Consider the following 22,042-nt stretch of genomic DNA (forward strand, 5'->3'; position numbering starts at 1 on the left):
GGGCGGCCGGTGGGGCGGCGGCGCCGAAACCGTAGTCTGAGCCGATGAGGGATGCCGATGAAGGACGCTGATGCCACGACGGCCGCGCGGCGGTGGCGCGAGGCCGCTCCCGGCGCCGTGGTGCTCGACGGCTTCCACGCGCTGAAACACGCGCTGCGCTTCGGCGCGGATGTGCGGTTGGCCGTCACGAGCGACAAGGACTCCGTGCTGGCTCTCGCGGGCGAACTCGCGGGGGACCTGACCGAGGTGCTCCGGGACCTGGTGGTCGAGGTGCCAGCCCCGGTCCTGCGCGATCTGGTGACCAAGGTCCACCCGACCCAGGTCGCCGCGCTGGCGGTCAGGCGCGACAGCCGGGCGAATCTGGCCGAACTGGCGAGGCTGCCCCGGCGCTCCCCGGTGGTGGTCCTGGACAACCCGCGCAACCTCGGCAATCTCGGCGCCGTGGTGCGGCTCGCCGCCGGGTTCGGCGCGACCGGGGTGGTCACCACCGGCGACATGGACCCCTGGCACCCGAACGCCGTCCGCGCCGGCGCCGGTCTCCACTTCGCCACGGCCGTCGAACGGCTGGCCCCCGACGACTTCCCGCCCGGACCGCTGTACGCCCTGGACCCGGAGGGGGACGACATCAGGTCCGTGGACATCCCCGATGACGCCCTGCTCGCCTTCGGCTCCGAGCGGCACGGACTCTCGGCGGAACTGCGCGGCCGGGCGGCCAGGCTTCTGGCACTCCCGATGCGGCCGCAGGTGTCCAGCTACAACCTCGCCACCAGCGTGGCCATGACGCTGTTCCACTGGGGAGGGCCGGCCCCGGACCCCGCTCGGACCGGGTGACGCGCCGGGAAACGGCCTGAGTGATGGCTCCCGGCGCCGCCCGTCTTCTGGCGGGCGGCGCCCCGGGCCGGGCCTCAGGCCTGGCGGCGGACCTCCACCACCCGGAAGCGGTTCGCCACGAACGCCGCGTCGCACAGCGCCGCGTTGGCCGCCGGGTTGCCTCCCGAGCCGTGGAAGTCGGAGAAGGCCGCCGTCTGGTTCACATAGACCCCGCCCGTGAGATTCAGCGAGAGCTGCGCGGACTCCTCCAGGCAGACGTCCTCGATCGCGCGCTCCGTCTCCGGCGACGCCGTGTACGCGCCGACCGTCATCGCGCCCTTGTCACGCACCGTGCGCCGCAGCAGCTCCAGCGCGTCCGCCGTGGAGTCCACCGCGACGGCGAACGAGACCGGACCGAAGCACTCGGCGAGATACGGCACCTCGGCCTCGCCCTCGGGCCCCGCCTCCCAGGACTTCTCCCAGACCTTGCGGGCGCCGTCGGCCTTCACGATCGCGGGCGTACGGACCACGGCGTCCGGGAAGTCCGGATGGACGACCTCCCGCGAGGGCAGCGCGATGTCCCCGAGCCCGGCCGCCGCCTCCAGACGGGCCTTCACATCGGGGTTGACCAGCGCGCCCAGCAGGGCACTGGCCCGGGCGTCGTCGCCCAGCAGCCCGGACACCGCGGCCGCGAGATCGGCGACCACCTCGTCGTACGACTTCTCGCCGGCGTCCGTCGTGATGCCGTCCCTGGGGATCAGCAGGTTCTGCGGGGTGGTGCACATCTGGCCGCTGTACAGCGACAGCGAGAAGGCGAGGTTGGAGAGCATGCCCCGGTAGTCGTCGGTGGAGTCGATGACCACCGTGTTGACGCCGGCCTTCTCCGTGTAGACCTGCGCCTGGCGGGCGTGGCTCTCCAGCCAGTCGCCGAACGCCGTGGATCCGGTGTAGTCGATGATCCGGATCTCGGGACGCACGGCCAGCGACTTGGCGATGCCCTCGCCCGGCCGCTCCACGGCCAGCGCGACCAGATTCGGGTCGAACCCTGCCTCGGCGAGCACCTCCCGGGCGGCGCGCACCGTCAGCGCGAGCGGCAGCACGGCGCGCGGATGCGGCTTGACCAGGACGGGATTGCCGGTGGCCAGCGAGGCGAACAGGCCCGGATAGCCGTTCCACGTCGGGAAGGTGTTGCAGCCGATCAGCAGCGCGATGCCGCGCGGGGCCGCGGTGAAGGACTTCCGCAGCTCCAGGGGGTCGCGCTTGCCCTGCGGCTTGGACCAGTCGGCGGCGGCGGGCGTACGGGTCTGCTCCTGGTACGCGTACGCCACGGCCTCCAGGCCGCGGTCCTGGGCATGCGGCCCGCCCGCCTGGAACGCCATCATGAACGCCTGCCCGCTGGTGTGCATCACCGCGTGCGCGAACTCGTGCGTACGGGCGCTGATCCGGGCCAGGATCTCCAGACAGACCAGGGCGCGCGTCTCCGGTCCCGCCTCGCGCCACGCGCCCATGCCCGCGCGCATGGCGGGCAGCAGGACGTCCGTGTCCACGTGCGGATACTCGACGTCGAGCGCCGGGCCGTAGGGCGAGACCTCGCCGCCCGTCCAGCCGTCGGTGCCGGGCTGGTCCAGCTCGAAGCGGGTCCCGCGCAGCGCCTGGAAGGCGGCGAGCCCGTCGGCCGGCGCGCTCTCGCCGTACGCCTTGGGGTGCTCGGGGTGCGGCGACCAGTAGGCGCGGGTGCGGATGGCGTCGAGGGCCTGGTCGAGGGTGGGCCGGTGCTTCTCGGAGAGCTGCTGGGGGCTGAGCTGGGCGGCCATGACGGACCAACTCCTCGTCGAGCTGGGCGGAAAAGGGACATGAGCTGACTGAGCTGACAGACAGAGTTAGAGTAACCGAACGATCGGTCGGGACAACAGGGCGCGGGAAACCTGTGCATAACTCACCTGTGGACAACTCATGCGGGAGGATTGCGTCCATGACGGCAATCGAGCCCGGCCGCGTCGTCGCGGTCGTCGGCGCAGGCACGATGGGACAGGGCATAGCCCAGGTGGCACTGGTCTCGGGGCATCCCGTACGGCTCTACGACGCCGTGCCGGGCCGGGCGGCACAGGCCGCCGCGGCGATCACGGGCAGACTCGCCCGACTGGTCGAGAAGGGCCGCCTCGACGCGGCGGCGCGCGACGCCGCCGGGGCGCGGCTGCGGCCGGCCGCCGCGCTCGCCGAGCTGGCCGACGCCGCGCTTGTCGTCGAAGCGGTCCTGGAGCGGCTCCCCGTCAAACAGGAACTGTTCGCCGCGCTGGAGGAGATCGTCTCCGACGACTGTCTGCTCGCCACGAACACCTCCTCCCTCTCCGTCACGGCCGTCGCCGGGGCGCTGCGCGCCCCCGGCCGTTTCCTCGGCATGCACTTCTTCAATCCGGCGCCGCTGCTGCCGCTGGTGGAGGTCGTCAGCGGCGCCGCGACGGACGGGACGGCCGCCGAGCGCGCGTACGCGACGGCGCTGGCCTGGGGCAAGACACCGGTGCGCAGCGCCGACACCCCCGGGTTCATCGTCAACCGCGTCGCCCGTCCCTTCTACGCCGAGGCGCTGCGCGTGTACGAGGAGCGGGCCGCCGACCCGGCGACCATCGACGCGGTGCTGCGCGAGTGCGGCGGATTCCGGATGGGGCCCTTCGAGCTGACCGATCTGATCGGACAGGACGTCAACGAGGCCGTCACCCGGTCCGTCTGGGAGTCCTTCTTCCAGGACCCGAAGTTCACCCCGTCGCTCGCGCAGCGCAGGCTGGTGGAGTCCGGGCGGCTGGGCCGCAAGTCGGGAGGGGGCTGGTTCGCGTACGGCGAGGGGGCCGAGGCGGCCGGGCCGCACACCGCCGCGCCCGAAGCCGCCCCCGGGTCTGTCGTCGTCCGGGGCGAGCTGTTCGCGGCGGCCGCGCTGCCGGACCTGATCGAGGAGGCGGGTATCGGTGTTGTGCGCAAGGACGAGGCCGTGTCCGGCCACCCGGGCTGGATCGAACTGTCCGACGGCACACGGCTCTTCCTGGCGGACGGGTCGGCGGCCGACGACGCCGGGATGCCCGTGATCCACTTCGATCTCGCGCTGGACTACCGCGAGGCCGCCCGGATCGCCCTCGCGCCCGCCGCCGGAGTGGACGGGGCGGCCCTGCGCGAGGCCGTGGGTCTCTTCCAGGCGCTGGGCAAGAAGGTCAGCGTGATCGGTGACGTCCCGGGCATGATCGTGGCCCGTACGGTCGCCATGCTCGTTGATTTCGCGCTCGACGCCGCCTCGCGCGGGGTGGCGACCGAGGAGGACATCGACACCGCGATGCGGCTCGGCGTCAACTACCCGCGCGGGCCCCTGGACTGGGGCGGGCGGCTCGGCGCGTGGTGGGTGGCGGGCACGCTCCAGTCCCTGCACGAGGAGTATCCGACGGGCCGCTACGCCTGCTCACAGGCGCTGCGCCGACTGGCCGCCGCGCAGGAGGGCCCCGCGTCATGACCACCGCCAGGCGTGACACCTATACGCCGGAGACCCTGCTGACCGTTGCCGTCCGCGTCTTCAACGAGCGCGGCTACGACGGCACGTCGATGGAGCATCTCTCCAAGGCCGCCGGGATCTCCAAGTCGTCGATATACCACCATGTCGTGGGCAAGGAGGAGCTTCTGCGCCGTGCGGTCAGCCGCGCCCTGGAGGGCCTCTTCGGGATCCTCGACGAGGAGGGGGCGGTACACGGACGGGCCATCGAGCGGGTCGAATTCGTGACGCGCCGCACGGTCGAGGTGCTGATGGCCGAACTCCCCTATGTGACGCTGCTGCTCAGGGTCAGGGGCAATACGCAGACCGAGCGGTGGGCGATGGAGCGGCGGCGGGAGTTCGACCAGCGGGTCGCCGATCTGCTCAAGGCCGCGGCGGCGGACGGGGATCTGCGGGCCGACATGGACATCAGGCTGGCGACGCGGCTGCTGTTCGGCATGGTCAACTCGCTGGTGGAGTGGTATCGCCCGCTGGGAGCCGGTGGCTACGACCGTGACCAGGTCGCGGAGGCGGTCGTACGGCTCGCGTTCGACGGGCTGCGCACGGATGGTGCGGGGGCGGTCGCGGGGCCGGAGGAGCCGGCTGCCGGTACGCCGGACCGAAAGGTCTAGCCCGGCTTCAGAGCGGGTCCGCGGCCGCCCCCGGGTCCGTCTCCTCGAACACCAGCAGTGTGCGGGTGGAGAGCACCTCGGGGATGGCCTGAAGTCTGGTCAGGACCAGTTCGCGCAGGGACCGGTTGTCCGGGGTGTGCACCAGCAGCAGCACATCGAAGTCGCCGCTGACCAGCGCGATGTGGGTGGCGCCCGGCAGTTCCTGGAGCTGCTCGCGCACGGTGCGCCAGGAGTTCTGGACGATCTTCAGAGTGATATAGGCGGATGCGCCCTGACCGGCGCGTTCATGGTTGATCCTGGCGCTGAATCCACGGATCACCCCGTCGTCGAGCAGCCGGTTGATCCGGGCGTACGCGTTGGCGCGCGAGACATGGACCCGGTCGGCCACGGACCGTATCGAGGCCCGGCCGTCCACCTGGAGGATCCGGAGGATGTCCCGGTCGATGGCGTCCAGCGGGCGTGGCGGCGGGCTCTGCTCCGCACCGCCGTTGCCCCCGCCGGCCCTGTCGCCGTCGGCCATTTGTTCAGCTCCCATGTCTCCCCGCCTCCGTGCCGTGGACGGCCTGCGTCCATCCCAGGCTGTGGAGAACCGTTTGTCCACAGGCTGGAGGCGCCTGTAGCCAAAATGCCTTCCCGACCGAACAATCGGTACGTGAGGCGTGCCACATTCAGGCACCCCTGTCGCCCGCTCCCACGAGGAGGTGCACGCGTGAAGAAAAGCAGTACGCCGGTCCAGGAGCCGCCTGGCGCCGCTCCCCGGTCCACCCCGCCCCCGGCGTGGCAGCCGCGTACCGATCCCGCACCGCTGCTCCCCGACGCGCAGCCGTTCCGGGTGCTGGGCACGGCCGCCGCGGCCGGTGCCGATCCCGCGCTGCTGCTGCGGCTCTACGCGGAGCTGGTGCGCGGCCGCAGGTACAACACGCAGGCCACCGCGCTCACCAAGCAGGGCAGGCTGGCCGTCTACCCCTCCAGCACCGGCCAGGAGGCCTGCGAGGTGGCCGCCGCGCTGGTGCTCGCGGAGCAGGACTGGCTCTTCCCGAGCTACCGCGACACCCTCGCGGCCGTGGCGCGCGGGCTCGACCCCGTGCAGGCGCTGACGCTGCTGCGGGGCGACTGGCACACCGGTTACGACCCGTACGAGCACCGCGTCGCCCCGCTGTCCACGCCGCTCGCGACCCAGTTGCCGCACGCGGTGGGCCTGGCGCACGCCGCCCGGCTCAAGGGCGACGACGTGGTCGCGCTCGCCCTGGTGGGCGACGGCGGCACCAGTGAGGGCGATTTCCACGAGGCGCTGAACTTCGCCGCCGTATGGCGGGCCCCGGTCGTCTTCCTCGTGCAGAACAACGGCTTCGCGATCTCGGTGCCGCTCGCCAAGCAGAGCGCGGCGCCCTCCCTCGCCCACAAGGCCGTGGGATACGGGATGCCGGGCCGGCTGGTCGACGGGAATGACGCGGTGGCGGTGCACACGGTGCTGAGCGAGGCCATGGACCGCGCCAGGCGCGGCGAGGGGCCGACGCTGGTCGAGGCCGTGACCTACCGCGTCGACGCCCATACCAACGCGGACGACGCGACGCGCTACCGCGACGACGCGGAGGTCGAGGCGTGGCGTGCGCACGACCCGGTCCGGCTGCTGGAGCGGGAGCTGACGGAGCGTGGGGTGCTGGACGAGGACGGCATCAGGGACGCGGCCGCGGCCGCCGAGGCGATGGCCGCGCGGCTGCGTGACCGGATGAACGCCGAGCCGGTGCTGGACCCGATGGACCTCTTCGCGCACGTCTACGCGGAACCGACCCCGCAGTTGCGCGAGCAGGCGGCGCAGCTCGCGGCCGAGCTGGACGCGTCGGCCGGGGAAGCGCCGGGTGAGCCACGATGACCACGGTCGCGGTGAAGCCCGCCACCATGGCGCAGGCGCTCCGGCGCGCGCTGCGCGACGCGATGGCCGAGGACCCGTCCGTCCATGTCCTCGGTGAGGACGTCGGCACGCTCGGCGGGGTCTTCCGGATCACCGACGGGCTGGCCGCGGAGTTCGGTGACGACCGGTGCACGGACACGCCGCTCGCCGAGGCCGGCATCCTGGGGGCCGCGGTCGGGATGGCGATGTACGGGCTGCGGCCCGTGGTGGAGATGCAGTTCGACGCGTTCGCCTATCCGTCGTTCGAGCAGCTCGTCAGCCATGTGGCGAAGATGCGCAACCGCACGCGCGGTGCGATGCCGCTGCCCATCACCGTGCGGGTGCCGTACGGCGGCGGGATCGGCGGGGTCGAGCACCACAGCGATTCCTCCGAGGCGTACTACATGGCGACCCCCGGTCTCCATGTGGTGACCCCGGCGACGGTGGAGGACGCCTACGGACTGCTGCGGGCGTCGATCGCCTCGGACGACCCGGTGATCTTCCTGGAGCCGAAGCGGCTCTACTGGTCGAAGGCGCAGTGGTCGCCGGACGCGCCGGCCGCGGTGGAGCCGGTCGGGCGTGCGGTCGTGCGGCGCCGGGGCAGCAGCGCGACGCTCCTCACCTACGGGCCTTCCGTGCCGGTCTGTCTGGAGGCGGCGGAGGCGGCCCGCGCCGAGGGCTGGGACCTGGAAGTCGTCGATCTGCGCTCGCTGGTGCCGTTCGACGACGAGACGGTCGCGGCCTCCGTACGGCGTACGGGTCGGGCGGTCGTCGTCCATGAGTCCACGGGCTTCGGCGGTCCCGGCGGCGAGATCGCGGCCCGGGTCACCGAGCGCTGTTTCCACCATCTGGAGGCGCCGGTGCTGCGGGTGGCGGGATTCGATGTCCCCTATCCGCCACCGATGCTGGAGAGACACCATCTTCCTGGGGTGGACCGGGTGCTGGACGCGGTCGCGCGGCTTCAGTGGGAGATGGAGAGCTGATGGCCCAGGTGCTCGAATTCAGGCTGCCGGACCTCGGCGAAGGGCTGACCGAGGCGGAGATCGTCCGCTGGCTGGTGTCGGTGGGGGATGTCGTCGCCGTCGATCAGCCGGTCGTCGAGGTCGAGACGGCCAAGGCGATGGTGGAGGTCCCCTGTCCGTACGGCGGCGTGGTGACGGCGCGGTACGGCGAGGAGGGCACGGAGCTGCCGGTGGGGGCGCCGCTGCTGACCGTGGCGGTGGGCGCCGCGGCCGGGAGCGGGGAGGAGGCCGGGAGCGTCCCGCCGGGCCCGTCCCCGGCCGCCGGTCCTGACACGGCCGCCGCCCCGTCTGCGGGTCCGGCGCCGGAGCGGTCCGCCGCCTCCGCCTCCGCCGAGGGGTCGGGCAATGTGCTGGTCGGCTACGGCACGGCCGCTCCGGCGGCGCGCAGGCGCCGGGTCCGGCGGGCGCCGGTCGCCGATTCCGCCGCCCGCGCCGGGTCCCCCGCCGTTTCCGGCGGCCGGGCGGTGAACGGCGCGGCCGGGCCGGTCCCGGTGGTCTCGCCGCTGGTGCGCAGGCTGGCCCGGGAGAACGGCCTCGACCTGCGGGAGCTGACGGGCTCGGGCCGGGACGGGCTGATCCTGCGGGGCGATGTCGAGCAGGCGATCCGGCGGGGCGCGGCGCGGACACCGGCGCCCGCCGCTCCGGCCCCCGTGCCCGCCCCCGAGGTCCCGTCCGCCGCTCCGGCGGTCTCGACGGCCCGGGACGGCGCCGTCCGGGTGCCGCTGCGGGGCGTACGGGGGGCGGTCGCGGACAAGCTCTCCCGCAGCCGCCACGAGATCCCGGACGCGACCTGCTGGGTCGACGCGGACGCGACGGAACTCATGGCGGCCCGTGCCGCGATGAACGCGTCCGGCGGCCCGAAGATCTCGCTCCTCGCGCTGCTCGCCCGGATCTGCACGGCCGCTCTGGCCCGCCATCCGGAGCTCAACTCCACGGTGGACATGGCCGCCCGGGAGATCGTGCGACTGCCCCAGGTGCATCTGGGCTTCGCCGCGCAGACCGACCGAGGTCTGGTCGTGCCCGTCGTACGGGACGCGCAGGCGCGCTCGGCGGAATCGCTGAGCGCGGAGTTCGCGCGGCTCACGGAGGCGGGCCGGTCCGGGACGCTGACACCGGGCGATCTGACCGGCGGGACCTTCACGCTCAACAACTACGGGGTGTTCGGCGTGGACGGCTCGACGCCGATCATCAACCATCCCGAGGCGGCGATGCTCGGGGTCGGCCGGATCGTGCCCAAGCCCTGGGTCCACCGGGGCGAGCTGGCCGTCCGGCAGGTCGTCCAGCTCTCGCTCACCTTCGACCACCGGGTCTGCGACGGCGGTACGGCGGGAGGATTCCTGCGCTACGTGGCGGACTGCGTCGAACAGCCGGCGGTGCTGCTGCGCACGCTGTAACGGGGTCCGGTCCGCGGGAAACGGGCGGGGAACGGCCGGGGGCACCGCCCGGGGCCCAAGCCGGCCGGGCAAGGGACGCTTCGAACGGGCGATCACGGACCATACTTCAGCCATGACCGCGTATGACGCCATCGTGCTCGCCGGAGGTGCCGCCAAGCGGCTCGGCGGCGCCGACAAGCCCGGCGTGAGCGTCGGAGGCCGGGCGCTGCTCGACCGGGTGCTGGCGGCCTGTGAGGGGGCCGCCCGCACCGTTGTGGTGGGCGGCAGACGGCCCACGGTCCGGCCCGTGCGCTGGACGCGGGAGGAGCCGCCCGGCGGCGGACCGCTGGCCGCGCTCGACGCGGGGGTGCGGTGCGTCGAGGCCGATCATGTGCTGGTGCTCTCGGCGGACCTCCCGTTCCTGGGAGAGCCGACGGTGCGCCTGCTGATCGAGACGCTCACCGCCGGCGGCCGGGAGGCGGTTCTGCTCACCGACGAGGACGGCAGGGACCAGCCGCTGGTCGCCGCCTACCGCGCCGAGCCGCTGCGCCGCGAACTCGCGCTGCTGGCAACCGAGTACGGCACGCTCGCCGGTCTGCCGCTGCGTCTGCTGTCGCACGAACTCGACTTCGCCCGGGTCGATGCCGATCCCTTCGCTTCCTTCGACTGCGACACCTGGGAAGACATCTCCACGGCCCGGGCCCGGATCAGAGAGCATGGGACCGTGCTGGATGAATGGATCACCGCAGTCAAGGACGAACTCGGCATCGAGCTGGATGTCGACACCCGTGTCCTCCTCGACCTCGCCCGCGACGCCGCCCATGGTGTCGCCCGGCCCGCCGCGCCGCTGACGACCTTCCTGGTCGGTTACGCGGCGGCGCGGGCCGGAGGCGGGCCGGAGGCCGTCGCTGAAGCGTCCCGCAAGGCGGCGGCGCTCGCCGCGCGCTGGGCGGACGAGGCGGAGGACACCGGCGGGACCGGGTCCGAGGGGGCCGACGCCGGATGACGGCCCAGGACGGCGAGGACGAGGGGATCGCGGACGCCCTGGCCCTGGTCAGCAGGGACTCGGCCGCACCACGTGACCCCGGCCGGGCATGGAGCGCCGGCCGCCCGGCCGGCGGTGCCACGGGACGCGGTGCCTCCCCGGACCGTGACCCGGGCCGGGACCATGGCTCCGGCCGGGGCCATGGCGCGGGTCAGGATCATGGTGGCGGCTTCGCCGGGGCGAGCGGCCGGCGGCCGGAGCCATGGGCGGTGGCCCGCGCGCTCGCGGCCCGTGCGGGACGGTCGTCGCCGTCCGCCGCGGCCCGTCCGCTCCCCCTCGACCAGGCCCTGGGCCTGGCGCTTGCCGAGCCCCTGACCGCGCTCACCGACCTGCCGTCCTTCGACACCTCCGCCATGGACGGCTGGGCCGTCTCGGGGCCGGGGCCCTGGTCCGTGCGGCGCCCCGGCGGCGAGGCGGCGGACGCCAGTGACAACAACGGCATTCTCGCCGGTCATGACGCGGTGGCGGCGCTGCCCGACGGAGCCGCCGTACGGATCGCCACCGGCGCCCGGGTCCCGCCCGACACATCCGCGGTGATCCGCAGCGAGCACGCCCGTACGGACAGCGGCGGCCATCTCCATGCCGAGCGCGAGGTGGTCCCCGGGCAGGACATCAGGCCGCGCGGCCAGGAGTGCCGCTTCGGGGACCGGCTGCTGCCCGCCGGTTCCCTGGTGACCCCCGCCGTGCTGGGCCTCGCGGCGGCGGCCGGTTACGACGAGCTGCTCACCGTCCCGCGTCCCCGGGTCGAGGTGTTTGTCCTCGGTGACGAGCTGCTCGCGGCGGGACTGCCCCATGACGGGCTGATCCGTGACGCCCTGGGCCCGATGCTGGCGCCCTGGCTCCGCGCCCTGGGCGCCGAGGTCGTCGCCACCCGGCGGATCGGCGACGACGCGGGCGCCCTGCACGGCGCGATCACCACATCCACGGCCGATCTCGTCATCACCACCGGCGGCACCGCCGCCGGGCCGGTCGACCATGTCCATCCGGTGCTCCGGAAGGCGGGTGCCGAGCTGCTCGTGGACGGCGTCGCCGTCCGTCCCGGTCATCCGATGCTGCTGGCCCGGCTGGCATCGGGACGGCATCTGGTGGGGCTGCCCGGCAACCCGCTCGCCGCCGTCTCCGGACTGCTGACGCTGGCCGAGCCGGTGCTTCACGCGCTGGCGGGCCGGGCACCCGGTACTCCGTACCGCGCACTCCTGCGGGACGCGGTGCAGGGGCACCCCCATGACACCCGGCTGGTGCCGTTCGTCCACCGGGACGAGGGGCTCGTGCCGCTGCGCTTCAACGGCCCTGCCATGCTGCGGGGTATCGCCGGGGCCGACGGTCTCGCGGTCGTACCGCCGGGCGGCGGACGGCCCGGCGAGGAGCTGGAAGTTCTCGACCTGCCGTGGGCGGCCTCGGCGGAAGGCGGATGTTTCACGTGAAACTTCCCGGTCATGACGCGATGGCCAGGCATGCGGACGAGTATCTGGTCACCGCCCGGGTGAAGCTTCCGCACCGACGGGTCGAACGGCCCCTGCGCCAGGTCAGCAAACGACTGCTGATGGCGCTGTTCGTGCTGGCCCTGACGGTGTTCATCGTCTTTGTGGACAGCGAGGGCTATCACGACAACTCGGACGACGCCGTCGATTTGCTCGATTCTGTCTACTACGCGACCGTGACGCTCTCCACGACGGGGTACGGCGATATCGTCCCGTACAGCGACAGCGCACGGCTCGCCAATGTGCTGCTTGTGACCCCGCTGCGGGTGCTCTTCCTCATCATCCTGGTCGGTACCACTCTTGAGGTCCTCACGGAGCGCACCCGGGAGGAGTGGCGGCTGAACCGCTGGAGGTCCAACTTGCGCGACCACACCGTCATCGTCGGCTATGGCACCAAGGGACGGTCGGCGATGCAGACCCTCTGCGCCACAGGCATCAAGAAGGAACAGATCGTCATTGTCGATCCCTCCAGCAAGGTGATCGAGGCGGCCAACGCGGAAGGGTTTGTGGGCGTTGTCGGCGATGCCACCCGCAGCGATGTGCTGTTGCGGGCCGAGCTTCAGCGGGCCCGTCAGATAGTCATCGCCACTCAGCGCGACGACACGGCGGTTCTGGTCGCGCTGACCGCCCGGCAGTTGAACCGCAGAGCGAAGATCGTCGCCGCCGTGCGCGAGGAGGAGAACGCGCCGCTGCTGCGCCAGTCCGGCGCCGACGCGGTCATCACCAGCGCCAGCGCGGCCGGCCGGCTGCTCGGCCTCTCGGTACTCAGTCCCCGGGCGGGCGCCGTGATGGAGGATCTCATCCAGCAGGGCAGCGGTCTCGACCTCATAGAGCGCCCGGTCGTCAAGGCGGAAGTGGGACGGAGCGTCCGCGAGACGGACGACCTGGTGGTGTGTGTCCTGCGAGGACACCGTCTGATCGGTTACGACGACCCGGCCGCGAGCCCGCTGCAACTGACCGACCGTCTGATCGCCATCGTCCGGGCCCAGAGCGACCCGGCCCCGGCCCACTCGGAATGACAAGGCGGCCCGCCGCCAACAGGGGGTCATGACCCCGCCGTTGAACGCGCCCCGGAGGTTTCCGGGGAGTAGCCTCGCGGCCATGCATGCGATCACGATTCCGGAATCTGGTGGCCCCGAGGCACTTGTCTGGGCCGAGGTGCCCGACCCCGTACCCGGCGAGGGCGAAGTGCTCGTCGAGGTCGTGGCGAGCGCCGTCAACCGCGCCGATCTGCTGCAACGGCAGGGCTTCTACGATCCGCCGCCCGGCGCCTCCCCGTACCCCGGCCTGGAGTGTTCGGGCAGGATCATCGAGCTGGGCCCCGGGGTCTCCGGCTGGGCCGTCGGCGACGAGGTGTGCGCGCTGCTGGCCGGTGGCGGATACGCCGAGAAGGTCGCCGTACCGGCGGGGCAACTGCTCCCGGTGCCGGAGGGAGTGGATCTGGCCGAGGCCGCGGCCCTGCCCGAGGTGGCCTGCACGGTCTGGTCGAACGTCTTTATGATCGCCCGGCTGGCGCCGGGCGAGACGCTGCTGGTACACGGCGGAGCGAGCGGCATCGGCACCATGGCGATCCAGCTCGCCAAGGCGACCGGCGCGCGGGTCGCGGTCACGGCGGGCGGCGCCGACAAGCTGGCGCGCTGCGCCGAGCTGGGCGCGGACACCCTGATCAACTATCGCGAGCAGGATTTCGTCGCGGAGATCCGCGAGGCCACGGACGGCGCCGGTGCCGATGTCATTCTCGACATCGTCGGCGCGAAGTATCTGGAACGGAATGTGAAGGCCCTGGCGGTGAACGGCCGGCTGGCCGTCATCGGTATGCAGGGCGGGGTGAAGGCCGAGCTCAACCTGGGCGAGCTGCTGCGCAAGCGCGGCACCGTCACCGCGACCTCACTGCGCGCCCGGCCGCTGCGCGAGAAGGCCGAGATCGTCGCGGGGGTACGCGAGCACGTCTGGCCGCTCGTCGCGGCGGGGCGGGTCCGGCCGGTCGTGGATCAGAGGCTGCCGCTGTCGGAAGGGTCCGAGGCGCATCGCGCGCTGGAGGCCGGTGCCCATGTGGGCAAGATCCTGCTGCTCACGCCCTCCGCGGTCTGAGGCGAGAGTCCGGTCCGCCCCCGATCCGGTGCACCGCACGGTGCGCCGGCTCGGGGGCGGATCTCCCCGAGTCGCTGAGCAGCGGGCCGCGCGAGGGCGGCCCCGGGGGACGGCCGTCTACAGATACGGGCCGGAGCGCAGCGCCCCGTGTCCGGGCTCGCCGTCGTCCTCCTGGACCGAGCCGGGCGGAAGGGCGCGCCGCATCTGCTCCAACTGGGCCCTGGCGGCCATCTGCTGAGCGAACAGCGCCGTCTGGATTCCGTGGAAGAGGCCCTCCAGCCATCCCACCAACTGTGCCTGCGCGATCCGCAGTTCTGCCTCGGAGGGGATGGCCTCGTCGGTGAAGGGAAGCGAGAGCCGCTCCAGTTCCTCGACCAGCTCGGGGGCCAGCCCGTCCTCCAGCTCCTTCACCGAGCCGGCGTGGATCTCCTTGAGCCGCACCCGGCTCGCCTCGTCCAGAGGAGCCGCACGCACCTCCTCCAGAAGCTGCTTGATCATGCTGCCGATGCGCATGACCTTCGCGGGCTGTTCGACCATCTCCGTCACCGGGACCTCGCGTGCCTCGTTGTCGGCTCCACCGCCGCCGAGCGACATCCCGTCCTGTCCCACAACAAGGACATGGGGGCTCTCCTGCGACCGTTCGTTCCTCGGCATCTCCATGCCGCCATTGTCGCGCACGTGTGCGTCATCAGACGGTGTGCCCCCGTACGAGGATGATCCACCCTCCTACGGGGGCACATCCCGCCGTGCCGGGCGGGACTCGCGCCGTCCGCGCTACGCGGCCGCCCGGCGGCCCAGCGTCCGGTGCGAGCGGGTGACCAGGGCCGCCAGGACCGCCGCGCCCAGCGGGACCGCGATCAGCAGGACCGCCAGCGTCTCCCAGGGGATGACGACGGGCACATACGGCGCGGTGGCGTCGCTCAGCCCTTCCTTGATCGTCCGCTGGTATCCGGCCAGCCCTTCACGGCGCTGGGTCAGCCGCAGCCCGACCGCCGGCAGCACACCGGCGGCCGAACCCAGCAGCACACCCATCACGGCCACCACCGCGCACTGGAATCCGCTGAGCGTCCTGCGTACCCGCTCCGGTGCGCCGACCGCGGCGAGCGTCTTGAGATCGGACTCCGCGTCGGCCTGGGCGAGACCGGTGGCGATACCCGCCGCGCCGATGGTGATCAGTCCGGCGAAGACGGTCAGCGCCAGCAGCGTGATGTCACTCTCGCCGACATAGCCCCGCTCGATGTGCACGGTGGCCTCGGTACCGGTCTTGTCGATCTCGCTGTTCAGCTTCTGTTCCTGCGCGCTGTCCGGCATGGCGCTGGTCGTGTAGTACGCGCCGAGCGGGACGGTGCCGATGCCCGCCGACCTGGCCGCGGCCGGCGTCAGGATCATCGAGAGGCCGTACGCGTTCTGTCCGTCCGGGATCTGGTGGGCCGGGAAGGACTTGATCACACCCGGGGCGTCCTGGCCCCTCCCGGCGGCGGCGTCCGCCCGGTCGGTGTCCGTGATCAGACGGATGCCGACCTTCCCGTCGGAGTCGATATCGCGCTTGTCGAAGGAGACGGCCTCGCCGTCCGCCAGCGCCTTCTCCGCTCCGGGGTCGTCGATCCCGAGGACCTTCAGGACCGTGGCGTCACCGATCAGGACCCGGCCGTCGACATTGCTGTAGACGTCCGCTTCCTTGCAGCGCCAGTCCTTGACGAGCTTGCGGCGCTCCTCGGCGCTGAACTGTGTCGCGGGGTCGGCGGGGCCGGTCTCCCACAGCGGGCAGCGATTGGGCTGGGGGACGACCACTTCGTACCGTCCGCAGCCGTCCTCGCCGCCGTAGACCGGGCAGCTCGGCTTCCCCACGGAGATCCGGTCCACATTGGCCCGGATGTCCACGGGCAGGGTCTTCTGGACGGCCGAGCGCACGGTCGGCACATCCCGGCCGCCGTCTTCGGTGATCATGACGTAGACCGCGCCGCGCGGAAGCTGCGGCTCGTACGCGGCCCTGCTCTGGGCGTCGGTGCTCGCCGCGTAGGTGGACACGGCCACCGTGCCGGCGACCGCCGCGAGCACCGCGGCCACGGCCGGGGCCGTACGCCCCCGGTTGCGTACGGCGTCGCGCAGCGCGAGCCGCGGCGAGAGCGGCAGCCAGCGGCCGACCCGGCCGAACAGGCCCACCAGGGCCGGGGTCAGCGCGACCACGCCCAGCTCCGCGATGGCGCTGCCGCCCGCGACGATGGCGAACTGTTCGCTCACCGCCGATCCGTACAGCGCGATCGCCGCGCCGAGCACCAACGCGATCAGACCCAGTACGGGCAGGACCCTGCTGCTCCGGCGCACACCTCGGCGGCCGGTGAGCGAGGCCAGCACCGTCTGCCGGGAAGCGGTGACGGCGGGGACGATCGCGGCCAGCAGACCCGTGACCACGGCGAGCAGCGCGATCCCGAGCAGTTCGGCCGGCCGCAGGTCGAAGCTGCCGAACCGCTTGCCCAGGTACTGCTCCAGGACGGGCCGCAGGGCGTAGGTGAGGGCGATGCCCAGGGCCGTGCCGGTCACGGCCGCCGCGACCCCGATCACCAGACCGCCGGCGAGCACGATGGCGCGGATATGGCGCCGGTCGCCGCCATTGGCTCCGACCAGGCCGAGCTGACGGCGCGAGCGCCGGGCGCCGACGGCGAAGGCGGGGCCGGCCAGCAGACAGATCTCCAGCATGGCGAGGCCCACGACGGTGGCGGCCACGGCGAGCTCGGTGGTGGAGGAGGTCGCGGGGCGATCGCCCCAGCCTTCCTCCTGGTACAGCGGGACGTCCGCGTCGGCCGGCGGGGCCAGGGCGACGGCGCGGGATTCCACCGTGATGCCATGGGTGTTGACCTGCTGGACCTTGTTCCACGTGAAACCACCCGGCGCGTTCACCAGCAGGGTGGTGCTCTGGTCCGTGCCGGGCAGCCCGTCCGCCTCCAGTGCCTTGTCGAGCGGACCCAGCATCGCTCCGGGCAGCGCGGTGACCTGATCGGTCTTGAGGGCGTCGGGCAGTTCGTACGCGCCCACGATCCGGTAGTCGGCGTCAAGGCCGCGGGCGGTGAGCTTCGAGCCCACCCGCAGCCCGCTGGTCTCCAGGAAGTGGGTGGTCGCGGCGACCTCACCGGCCTTCTCGGGGAAGCGTCCGCTGTCCAGGCGCATGATGCCCCGGGCCATCGGGTCGGCGGCCCTCAGCTCGCGGATCTCGGTCGGAAGCAGACCGTGTGTGGTGCGGAGCTTCGCGGAGCCGAGCGAGTCCTCCAGGACGGTGGCGCCCGGCGGGAGGGCCTTCCTGACCTCGGCGGAACCCTCGGGCCAGGGGTTTTCCTCGAAGTCGCCGACCGGCATATAGCTCTGGCCGTCCGGGCTCTGGAGGAGCGGCGTACCGCCGAGGGACGGATCGGTGAACCGGGCGTCGGCCCGTCCGAGGGTCCGGCTCAGGCTCTCCTCGGTGGAGAGATCCGCGCTGCGCAGCGTCAGATCCGCCGCGCTCACACCGAGGATGGGAAGCGCGATCATGGCGAGGACAAGGAAACTGCGTCCCTTGAAGCGCCAGGCGTCACGGCGGGCTATCCGCACCGCCGCACGCCAGGAGTGGAACCAGGTCGTCACAGCTCGGCCGCCTGGCCGGTGAGCAGCGAGTCCGCCGTGCTGCGGAGGGTCTGGTCGACGACCGCGCCGTCCCGCAGGAAGACCACCCGGTCCGCCCAGGCCGCGAAGCGCGGCTCATGAGTGACCAGGACACCGGCGGCGCCCGCGTCGCAGCGGGTGCGCAGCAGCGCGAGCACGCTTTCACCGGTCTCGGAGTCCAGGGCGCCGGTCGGCTCGTCCGCGAGCACCAGACGCCGGTCGCCGATGAGCGCGCGGGCTATCGCCACCCGCTGCTGCTGGCCGCCGGACATCTCGTCGGGGAAACGGTCGGCGAGCTGGTCGAGGCCCATCTCGGCGAGCGCGGCGAGCGCTTCGGTCCGTGCCGTGCGCGCGGAGGTGCCGTCCAGCTCGCGCGGGAGCGCGATGTTCTCCGCCGCGGTGAGGGCCGGGATGAGGTTGTAGTCCTGGAAGACATAGCCGATGCTGCGCCGGCGCAGCGCCGCGAGCCTCTTGCGGCCGACGCCGGTGATGTCGGTGCCTTCGACGATCACGCGCCCGGAGGTCGGGGTGTCGAGGCCGCCCGCGATGGTGAGCAGCGTGGACTTGCCGGAGCCCGACGGGCCCATGACGGCGACGAGTTCGCCGGGGAAGACATCGAGGTTGATACCGCGCAGGGCATGGACCTCGGTGGCTCCGCTGCCATGGACACGGGTCAGTTCCTGGAGTCGCAGCACGGGTTGGCGCTGTTGCTGGTGTTTCTGCTGTTGCTGGTGTGACTGGCCGGGCATGAGGGGTCCCCCTTGGGGCGTACGCGTGGGCCCGCGTGAGCGCGAGCGGATATGAGTGAGCGGGAGGAAGGCGAGAGGCGAGACGAGACGGGGTCGGCCGAAAGACGGAGGCCGCACCGGCGGGAACCGCCCGCCGGTGCGACGGACCGCAGGCGCACGGGCCGACACGCCGGCCCAGCACGATCCGGACGAGACTTTCGGCCCCTAGTCGGCGGAGGGCGTGACCACGGGCTCGGGCTCCGGCCGCGCGGCCGGCCGGCCCGCAGGCGACTGCGCCGCCCCGTCCTTCCGTTCCGCCGGCAGCGAGAGCCGGACCAGCCGGGACTCGCAGTGGTCGAGCCAGCGGGCCTCGGCCTCGGTCTGGAAGATGAGCTGTTCGAGGACGAGCAGCCAGGCCACCTCGTCGCGGTCGGCCGGGGCGGTTTCCAGCGCCCGGGCCTTCAGCCTGGTGTAGTCCTGCATCGCCTGGACGGTGTGGTGGCGCTGCGACTGGATGACCTCCCGGATGTCGACTCCGGGCGCGCCCACCGCCATGGCGAGCTTGATCGCCAGCTCGTCCCTGGGCGGGCTGCTGCGGTCGACGGGCGTGCGGAACCAGGACCGCAGCTCCGCGCGGCCGGCGTCGGTGATCGCGTAGAGGGCATGGCCCGCGTCGTCCTCACCGTCCTGTGCGACCATGCCGTCGCGTTCCAGGCGGCTGAGGGTCGTATAGACCTGGCCCACGTTGAGCGGCCAGGTGGCACCGGTGCGGGACTCGAACTCCGTGCGGAGCTGAGAGCCGTAGCGCGAGCCGTGTTCCAGCAGGGCGAGAAGCCCGTGGCGAATCGACATACTCAGTATGTATACCGAGTATGGAGTGGCCCGCAAGCGACCTGAGACGGACCTGACACCTACGCCGGAAGGAGGAGGCGCCGGTCAGCGGTGGCGCAGCCGCATCCCCAGGAAGCCCAGTCCGAGGCCGATGAGCGTGATTCCGGCGCCCAGTGTCAGCACGGGAATCGGCCGGGTCATGGACTCGGCGATGGCCTTCGAGACCGGCTTGCGGGCGGCGGAGGGCGGCCGGGACCCGCGCGGGGTCGCCTCCTCCGCCGGATACTCGTCCGCGGGATCCTCCGACTCCCAGGTCTGATCCCTCGCGTTCCCCTCGTCCGTCCTCCCGCTCTCGCGGGACGGCTCGGGCGTCGGCTGCGCCGTGGGGGAGGCGGAGGCCGACGGGGAAGGGCTCGTGGAGGGGGAGGGCGACCGTCCCGGCCGCCTGGACGGGTTCAGGCCCGTCTCCGCTCTCGGGTCGTCCCAGGCGTGGCCCCGGGCGTCGTCCCAGAAGGTGTCACTCTCTTCGCCGGCCGGGTCCTCCGGCGGCCATTCCCCGGGCTCGGCCGGTCTGCCCGGCCTGATGCGTCCCTCGCCGGCCGGCCGGCCCGCCAGTGGTTCCGACAGCTCGTCGCCGGGCTCCTCGGCCGGTCCGTCCTCCGGTTCCTCCGGTCCGTCCGCCGGAGCGTCCAGCGCTTCCGCCGGCCCGTCGGCGATCAGGCCGGCCGGTCCGTTGGCCGGCGCCCGGGACGACACCGGTACGGCCGCGGGTAGCGGGGACTCCTCGGCGTACGCGGCCGGCGCGGCCAGCAACAGGGACGCGACCGTGATCGCACAGCGGGAGCCCAGCGTTGGAGTCACCGGATCAGCGTCACACGCGACCGGGACTCCGGCATCCCGGATGAGCCGTATGGGACGCCTGCCCGTCGGGCGGTGTGCGCGGCCCGGAAGCCGGTCGTCCGGGACGCCGTCCGGAATCGTCCGGAGGGGGGAGGCCGGGTGTACGACGGAGGGACTACTCCGGGTCGCCCGTCGAGATCGTCAACTCGAACACCTGATTCCTCGGCACGATCCCGGAGCCCTCGCGCGGGAACTGGTCGATCACGGTGTCCTCGGCGTACTGGCCGTTGTTCTCCTCCTTGACCGTCCATCTCCAGCCCGCCTCACGGAGGCATTCCTTCACGGAGATGAGGTCCTTGTACCGCAGATCGGGAGCCTCGACCTTGGCCGGGTCGATGCCGTCCTCGGAGGCGTCCGTGCAGTCCGAGGCGTCCATGGTCCGGTTCCGCTCCGGCGGCTGGTGACCCGCCACCGGCGAGTCGCTGATCCCCGTGCCCTCCGTGCCGCCGGGGTCCGAGTCGCCGTTCATGGAGAGCGCCGTGATCACACCGCCGATCGCGAGGACCGCGAGCACGACCGAGCCCACGATGAGCGGCATGTTCCGGCGGCCGCCGCCACGGCCGCCGTGAGCGCCGTGGACGCCGGCCGCGGAGTGGGAGGAGACGGAGTACGACTGCGGGTTGCCGTAGGGCGGCGGCGCCTGCGGATAGCCGTAGCCGGGCGCCGGGGTCTGTATCGGAGGCGGCGTGTGCGCGGGCGGTCCGTAAGGTCCCGGCTGGTAGGGCGTCCGCACCCCGGGCGGCGGCACGGCCGCGGAGTCCACCGGCGGGAAGACCGCCGAGCCGACCCCCGGGCCGCTGTGGCGCGGACCGCCCTGCACGATCACCGGGGCGCCGCTGTGCCCCGCCGCCATCACGCGCGCGCATTCGTCGCGCATGGCGACCGCGCTCGGGAAGCGCTCGTTCGGGTTCTTCTTCAGCGCCCGCGCGACCAGCGCGTCCACCGCCGGGGTGATCGAGCGGTTGAACGCGGACGGCGCGACGGGCTCCTCCTGCACATGCGCGTACGCGATCGCCAGCGGCGAGTCCGCGTCGAACGGCAGCCGGCCCGTCAGCAGTTGGAAGAGCATGATGCCGACCGAGTAGAGATCGGAACGGGCGTCGACGCCGCGTCCCAGCGCCTGCTCGGGCGACAGATACTGCGGTGTGCCGACGACCATGCCCGTCTGTGTCATCGAGGTGACGCCGGACTGCATGGCACGGGCGATGCCGAAGTCCATCACCTTGACTATGCCGCGCTTGGTCATCATGACGTTGCCCGGCTTGATGTCCCGGTGAACCAGGCCCATCTCGTGACTGGTCTCCAGGGCGGCCAGCACATCGGCCGTCACCTTGAGCGCCTTGTCGGCCGGCATCGCGCCGTACCGCGCGATGTCCGCCTGGAGCACGGAGCCGAGCGGCTGCCCCTCGACGTACTCCATGACGATGTACGGCATCAGCGCGCCGTCCAGCTCGTCCTCGCCGGTGTCGAATACCGAGACGATATTGGTGTGTGACAGTTTGGCGACAGCCTGGGCCTCGCGCCGGAAGCGCTCACGGAAGGACTGTTCGCGGCCCAGTTCAGTGTGGAGGGTCTTGATGGCCACCTGGCGGTCCAGCGCCACGTCGTACGCCAGGTATACGGACGCCATCCCGCCTTCACCGAGCAGGTCACGAAGCTGGTACCGGCCGCCCGCGACCGAACTGCCCGCATGGCGGCCGTGTGCGCCGTCCTGGCTCATGACTGTGCTTCCCCCTCGGCACGCCACACAGCACGGCCGGCCCGGCCGCCGTGAGGAGGCGCTCCGCACTGATGCCGGTGCTGTGATGTCGACGCGGTGAATGGTGAATATTGACGCGGTGATCCGTAGTACGGGCCAAGTCTGCCCCAGGGCACCGACACGTCAAGCCGGGTGCCCGTTCCGTGACCGTACGCACAGCAAGCGTCTCGGAAGCGTTACAGGCGGAACGGGGAATTTGCCTGGGTGCGGTGGCAGCGGGTTTGATGGCCCGTCCATCCTGAACCGGCGTGTCCCGGGAAGCCTGTAGCGTGACATGGCAGAGCGACACCTGATGAGACACGCATGGCCACATCTGAGACACACAGCGACACCGCGGA

18 protein-coding genes are annotated in these 22,042 nt (G+C 72.3%); 10 read left to right on the forward strand and 8 right to left on the reverse strand.

All coding sequences use genetic code 11. The features are described from left to right. Positions 1–57 precede the first annotated feature (57 nt). Positions 58–831: a TrmH family RNA methyltransferase gene (locus ABZ707_RS12425; protein ID WP_360172036.1), complete on the forward strand. Its 774-nt coding sequence runs from the start codon at positions 58–60 to the stop codon at positions 829–831. A 74-nt stretch (positions 832–905) separates the two neighbouring features. Here the strand turns inward: ABZ707_RS12425 and paaN are convergent, their stop codons facing one another. Then, on the reverse strand, positions 906–2,624 hold the full coding sequence (paaN, locus tag ABZ707_RS12430; protein WP_360172039.1) for a phenylacetic acid degradation protein PaaN: 1,719 nt from the start codon (positions 2,622–2,624) through the stop codon (positions 906–908). Positions 2,625–2,782: 158 nt separating this feature from the next. Between paaN and ABZ707_RS12435 the strand changes: the two genes are divergently transcribed. Together ABZ707_RS12435 and ABZ707_RS12440 are read left to right on the forward strand one after the other, a co-directional pair. Further along, positions 2,783–4,303, forward strand: a complete 1,521-nt coding sequence (locus ABZ707_RS12435; RefSeq protein ID WP_360172042.1) for a 3-hydroxyacyl-CoA dehydrogenase — start codon at positions 2,783–2,785, stop codon at positions 4,301–4,303. Beyond that, complete coding sequence (locus tag ABZ707_RS12440) at positions 4,300–4,950, forward strand: TetR/AcrR family transcriptional regulator (RefSeq protein WP_360172045.1); 651 nt, start codon at positions 4,300–4,302, stop codon at positions 4,948–4,950. Before ABZ707_RS12435 ends, ABZ707_RS12440 begins: the two co-directional genes overlap by 4 nt. Positions 4,951–4,957: 7 nt before the next feature. Here ABZ707_RS12440 and ABZ707_RS12445 read toward each other — a convergent pair whose 3' ends face one another. After that, positions 4,958–5,470 carry an Lrp/AsnC family transcriptional regulator gene (locus ABZ707_RS12445; protein WP_360172583.1) on the reverse strand — a complete coding sequence of 171 codons (513 nt, stop codon included), beginning with the start codon at positions 5,468–5,470 and terminating at the stop codon, positions 4,958–4,960. Between the two features lie 189 nt (positions 5,471–5,659). Here ABZ707_RS12445 and pdhA point away from each other — a divergent pair, with 189 nt between their 5' ends. From pdhA to ABZ707_RS12480, 7 genes are all read left to right on the forward strand, one after another. Continuing rightward, positions 5,660–6,823, forward strand: coding sequence for a pyruvate dehydrogenase (acetyl-transferring) E1 component subunit alpha (pdhA, locus tag ABZ707_RS12450; protein ID WP_360172048.1), 1,164 nt, complete (start codon positions 5,660–5,662; stop codon positions 6,821–6,823). Continuing rightward, positions 6,820–7,824 carry an alpha-ketoacid dehydrogenase subunit beta gene (locus tag ABZ707_RS12455; protein WP_360172051.1) on the forward strand — a complete coding sequence of 335 codons (1,005 nt, stop codon included), beginning with the start codon at positions 6,820–6,822 and terminating at the stop codon, positions 7,822–7,824. The genes pdhA and ABZ707_RS12455 overlap by 4 nt, the downstream gene beginning before the upstream one ends. Beyond that, positions 7,824–9,257 carry a dihydrolipoamide acetyltransferase family protein gene (locus ABZ707_RS12460; RefSeq protein ID WP_360172054.1) on the forward strand — a complete coding sequence of 478 codons (1,434 nt, stop codon included), beginning with the start codon at positions 7,824–7,826 and terminating at the stop codon, positions 9,255–9,257. Before ABZ707_RS12455 ends, ABZ707_RS12460 begins: the two co-directional genes overlap by 1 nt. 112 nt (positions 9,258–9,369) lie before the next feature. Beyond that, complete coding sequence (locus tag ABZ707_RS12465) at positions 9,370–10,242, forward strand: NTP transferase domain-containing protein (protein WP_360172057.1); 873 nt, start codon at positions 9,370–9,372, stop codon at positions 10,240–10,242. After that, complete coding sequence (locus ABZ707_RS12470) at positions 10,239–11,705, forward strand: molybdopterin molybdotransferase MoeA (RefSeq protein WP_360172060.1); 1,467 nt, start codon at positions 10,239–10,241, stop codon at positions 11,703–11,705. The genes ABZ707_RS12465 and ABZ707_RS12470 overlap by 4 nt, the downstream gene beginning before the upstream one ends. Next, complete coding sequence (locus tag ABZ707_RS12475) at positions 11,693–12,781, forward strand: potassium channel family protein (RefSeq protein WP_360172063.1); 1,089 nt, start codon at positions 11,693–11,695, stop codon at positions 12,779–12,781. The genes ABZ707_RS12470 and ABZ707_RS12475 overlap by 13 nt, the downstream gene beginning before the upstream one ends. Positions 12,782–12,863: 82 nt before the next feature. Then, positions 12,864–13,853 carry an NAD(P)H-quinone oxidoreductase gene (locus ABZ707_RS12480; RefSeq protein WP_360172066.1) on the forward strand — a complete coding sequence of 330 codons (990 nt, stop codon included), beginning with the start codon at positions 12,864–12,866 and terminating at the stop codon, positions 13,851–13,853. A 117-nt stretch (positions 13,854–13,970) separates the two neighbouring features. Here the strand turns inward: ABZ707_RS12480 and ABZ707_RS12485 are convergent, their stop codons facing one another. The 6 genes from ABZ707_RS12485 to ABZ707_RS12510 form a co-directional block, all read right to left on the reverse strand. After that, the gene (locus tag ABZ707_RS12485; RefSeq protein WP_360172069.1) at positions 13,971–14,513 is read right to left on the reverse strand and encodes a bacterial proteasome activator family protein; all 543 of its coding nucleotides are present in this window, start codon (positions 14,511–14,513) and stop codon (positions 13,971–13,973) included. Between the two features lie 114 nt (positions 14,514–14,627). Continuing rightward, entirely contained in the window at positions 14,628–17,468 is a 2,841-nt protein-coding gene (locus ABZ707_RS12490; protein ID WP_360172072.1) for an ABC transporter permease, read from the reverse strand. Beyond that, positions 17,465–18,235, reverse strand: a complete 771-nt coding sequence (locus ABZ707_RS12495) for an ABC transporter ATP-binding protein (RefSeq protein ID WP_360172075.1) — start codon at positions 18,233–18,235, stop codon at positions 17,465–17,467. The genes ABZ707_RS12490 and ABZ707_RS12495 overlap by 4 nt, the downstream gene beginning before the upstream one ends. 204 nt (positions 18,236–18,439) lie before the next feature. Next, positions 18,440–19,066 carry a PadR family transcriptional regulator gene (locus ABZ707_RS12500; protein WP_360172077.1) on the reverse strand — a complete coding sequence of 209 codons (627 nt, stop codon included), beginning with the start codon at positions 19,064–19,066 and terminating at the stop codon, positions 18,440–18,442. Between the two features lie 84 nt (positions 19,067–19,150). Continuing rightward, positions 19,151–19,906, reverse strand: coding sequence for a hypothetical protein (locus tag ABZ707_RS12505; RefSeq protein ID WP_360172079.1), 756 nt, complete (start codon positions 19,904–19,906; stop codon positions 19,151–19,153). Between the two features lie 154 nt (positions 19,907–20,060). Then, the gene (locus ABZ707_RS12510) at positions 20,061–21,665 is read right to left on the reverse strand and encodes a protein kinase (protein WP_360172081.1); all 1,605 of its coding nucleotides are present in this window, start codon (positions 21,663–21,665) and stop codon (positions 20,061–20,063) included. Positions 21,666–22,042 lie beyond the last annotated feature (377 nt).

It is taken from the genome of Streptomyces sp. NPDC006923, assembly GCF_040635655.1.
Classification (GTDB): Bacteria; Actinomycetota; Actinomycetes; order Streptomycetales; family Streptomycetaceae; genus Streptomyces.

Coding starts and splice junctions, on each gene's coding strand:
- ABZ707_RS12480 (WP_360172066.1), top strand. CDS start 12,864: ATGCATGCGATCACGATTCCGGAATCTGGTGGCCCCGAGGCACTTGTC.
- ABZ707_RS12455 (WP_360172051.1), top strand. CDS start 6,820: ATGACCACGGTCGCGGTGAAGCCCGCCACCATGGCGCAGGCGCTCCGG.
- ABZ707_RS12485 (WP_360172069.1), bottom strand. CDS start 14,513: ATGGAGATGCCGAGGAACGAACGGTCGCAGGAGAGCCCCCATGTCCTT.
- ABZ707_RS12495 (WP_360172075.1), bottom strand. CDS start 18,235: ATGCCCGGCCAGTCACACCAGCAACAGCAGAAACACCAGCAACAGCGC.
- paaN (WP_360172039.1), bottom strand. CDS start 2,624: ATGGCCGCCCAGCTCAGCCCCCAGCAGCTCTCCGAGAAGCACCGGCCC.
- ABZ707_RS12435 (WP_360172042.1), top strand. CDS start 2,783: ATGACGGCAATCGAGCCCGGCCGCGTCGTCGCGGTCGTCGGCGCAGGC.
- ABZ707_RS12425 (WP_360172036.1), top strand. CDS start 58: ATGAAGGACGCTGATGCCACGACGGCCGCGCGGCGGTGGCGCGAGGCC.
- ABZ707_RS12475 (WP_360172063.1), top strand. CDS start 11,693: ATGTTTCACGTGAAACTTCCCGGTCATGACGCGATGGCCAGGCATGCG.
- ABZ707_RS12500 (WP_360172077.1), bottom strand. CDS start 19,066: ATGTCGATTCGCCACGGGCTTCTCGCCCTGCTGGAACACGGCTCGCGC.
- ABZ707_RS12460 (WP_360172054.1), top strand. CDS start 7,824: ATGGCCCAGGTGCTCGAATTCAGGCTGCCGGACCTCGGCGAAGGGCTG.
- ABZ707_RS12465 (WP_360172057.1), top strand. CDS start 9,370: ATGACCGCGTATGACGCCATCGTGCTCGCCGGAGGTGCCGCCAAGCGG.
- ABZ707_RS12445 (WP_360172583.1), bottom strand. CDS start 5,470: ATGGCCGACGGCGACAGGGCCGGCGGGGGCAACGGCGGTGCGGAGCAG.
- ABZ707_RS12470 (WP_360172060.1), top strand. CDS start 10,239: ATGACGGCCCAGGACGGCGAGGACGAGGGGATCGCGGACGCCCTGGCC.
- ABZ707_RS12510 (WP_360172081.1), bottom strand. CDS start 21,665: ATGAGCCAGGACGGCGCACACGGCCGCCATGCGGGCAGTTCGGTCGCG.
- ABZ707_RS12440 (WP_360172045.1), top strand. CDS start 4,300: ATGACCACCGCCAGGCGTGACACCTATACGCCGGAGACCCTGCTGACC.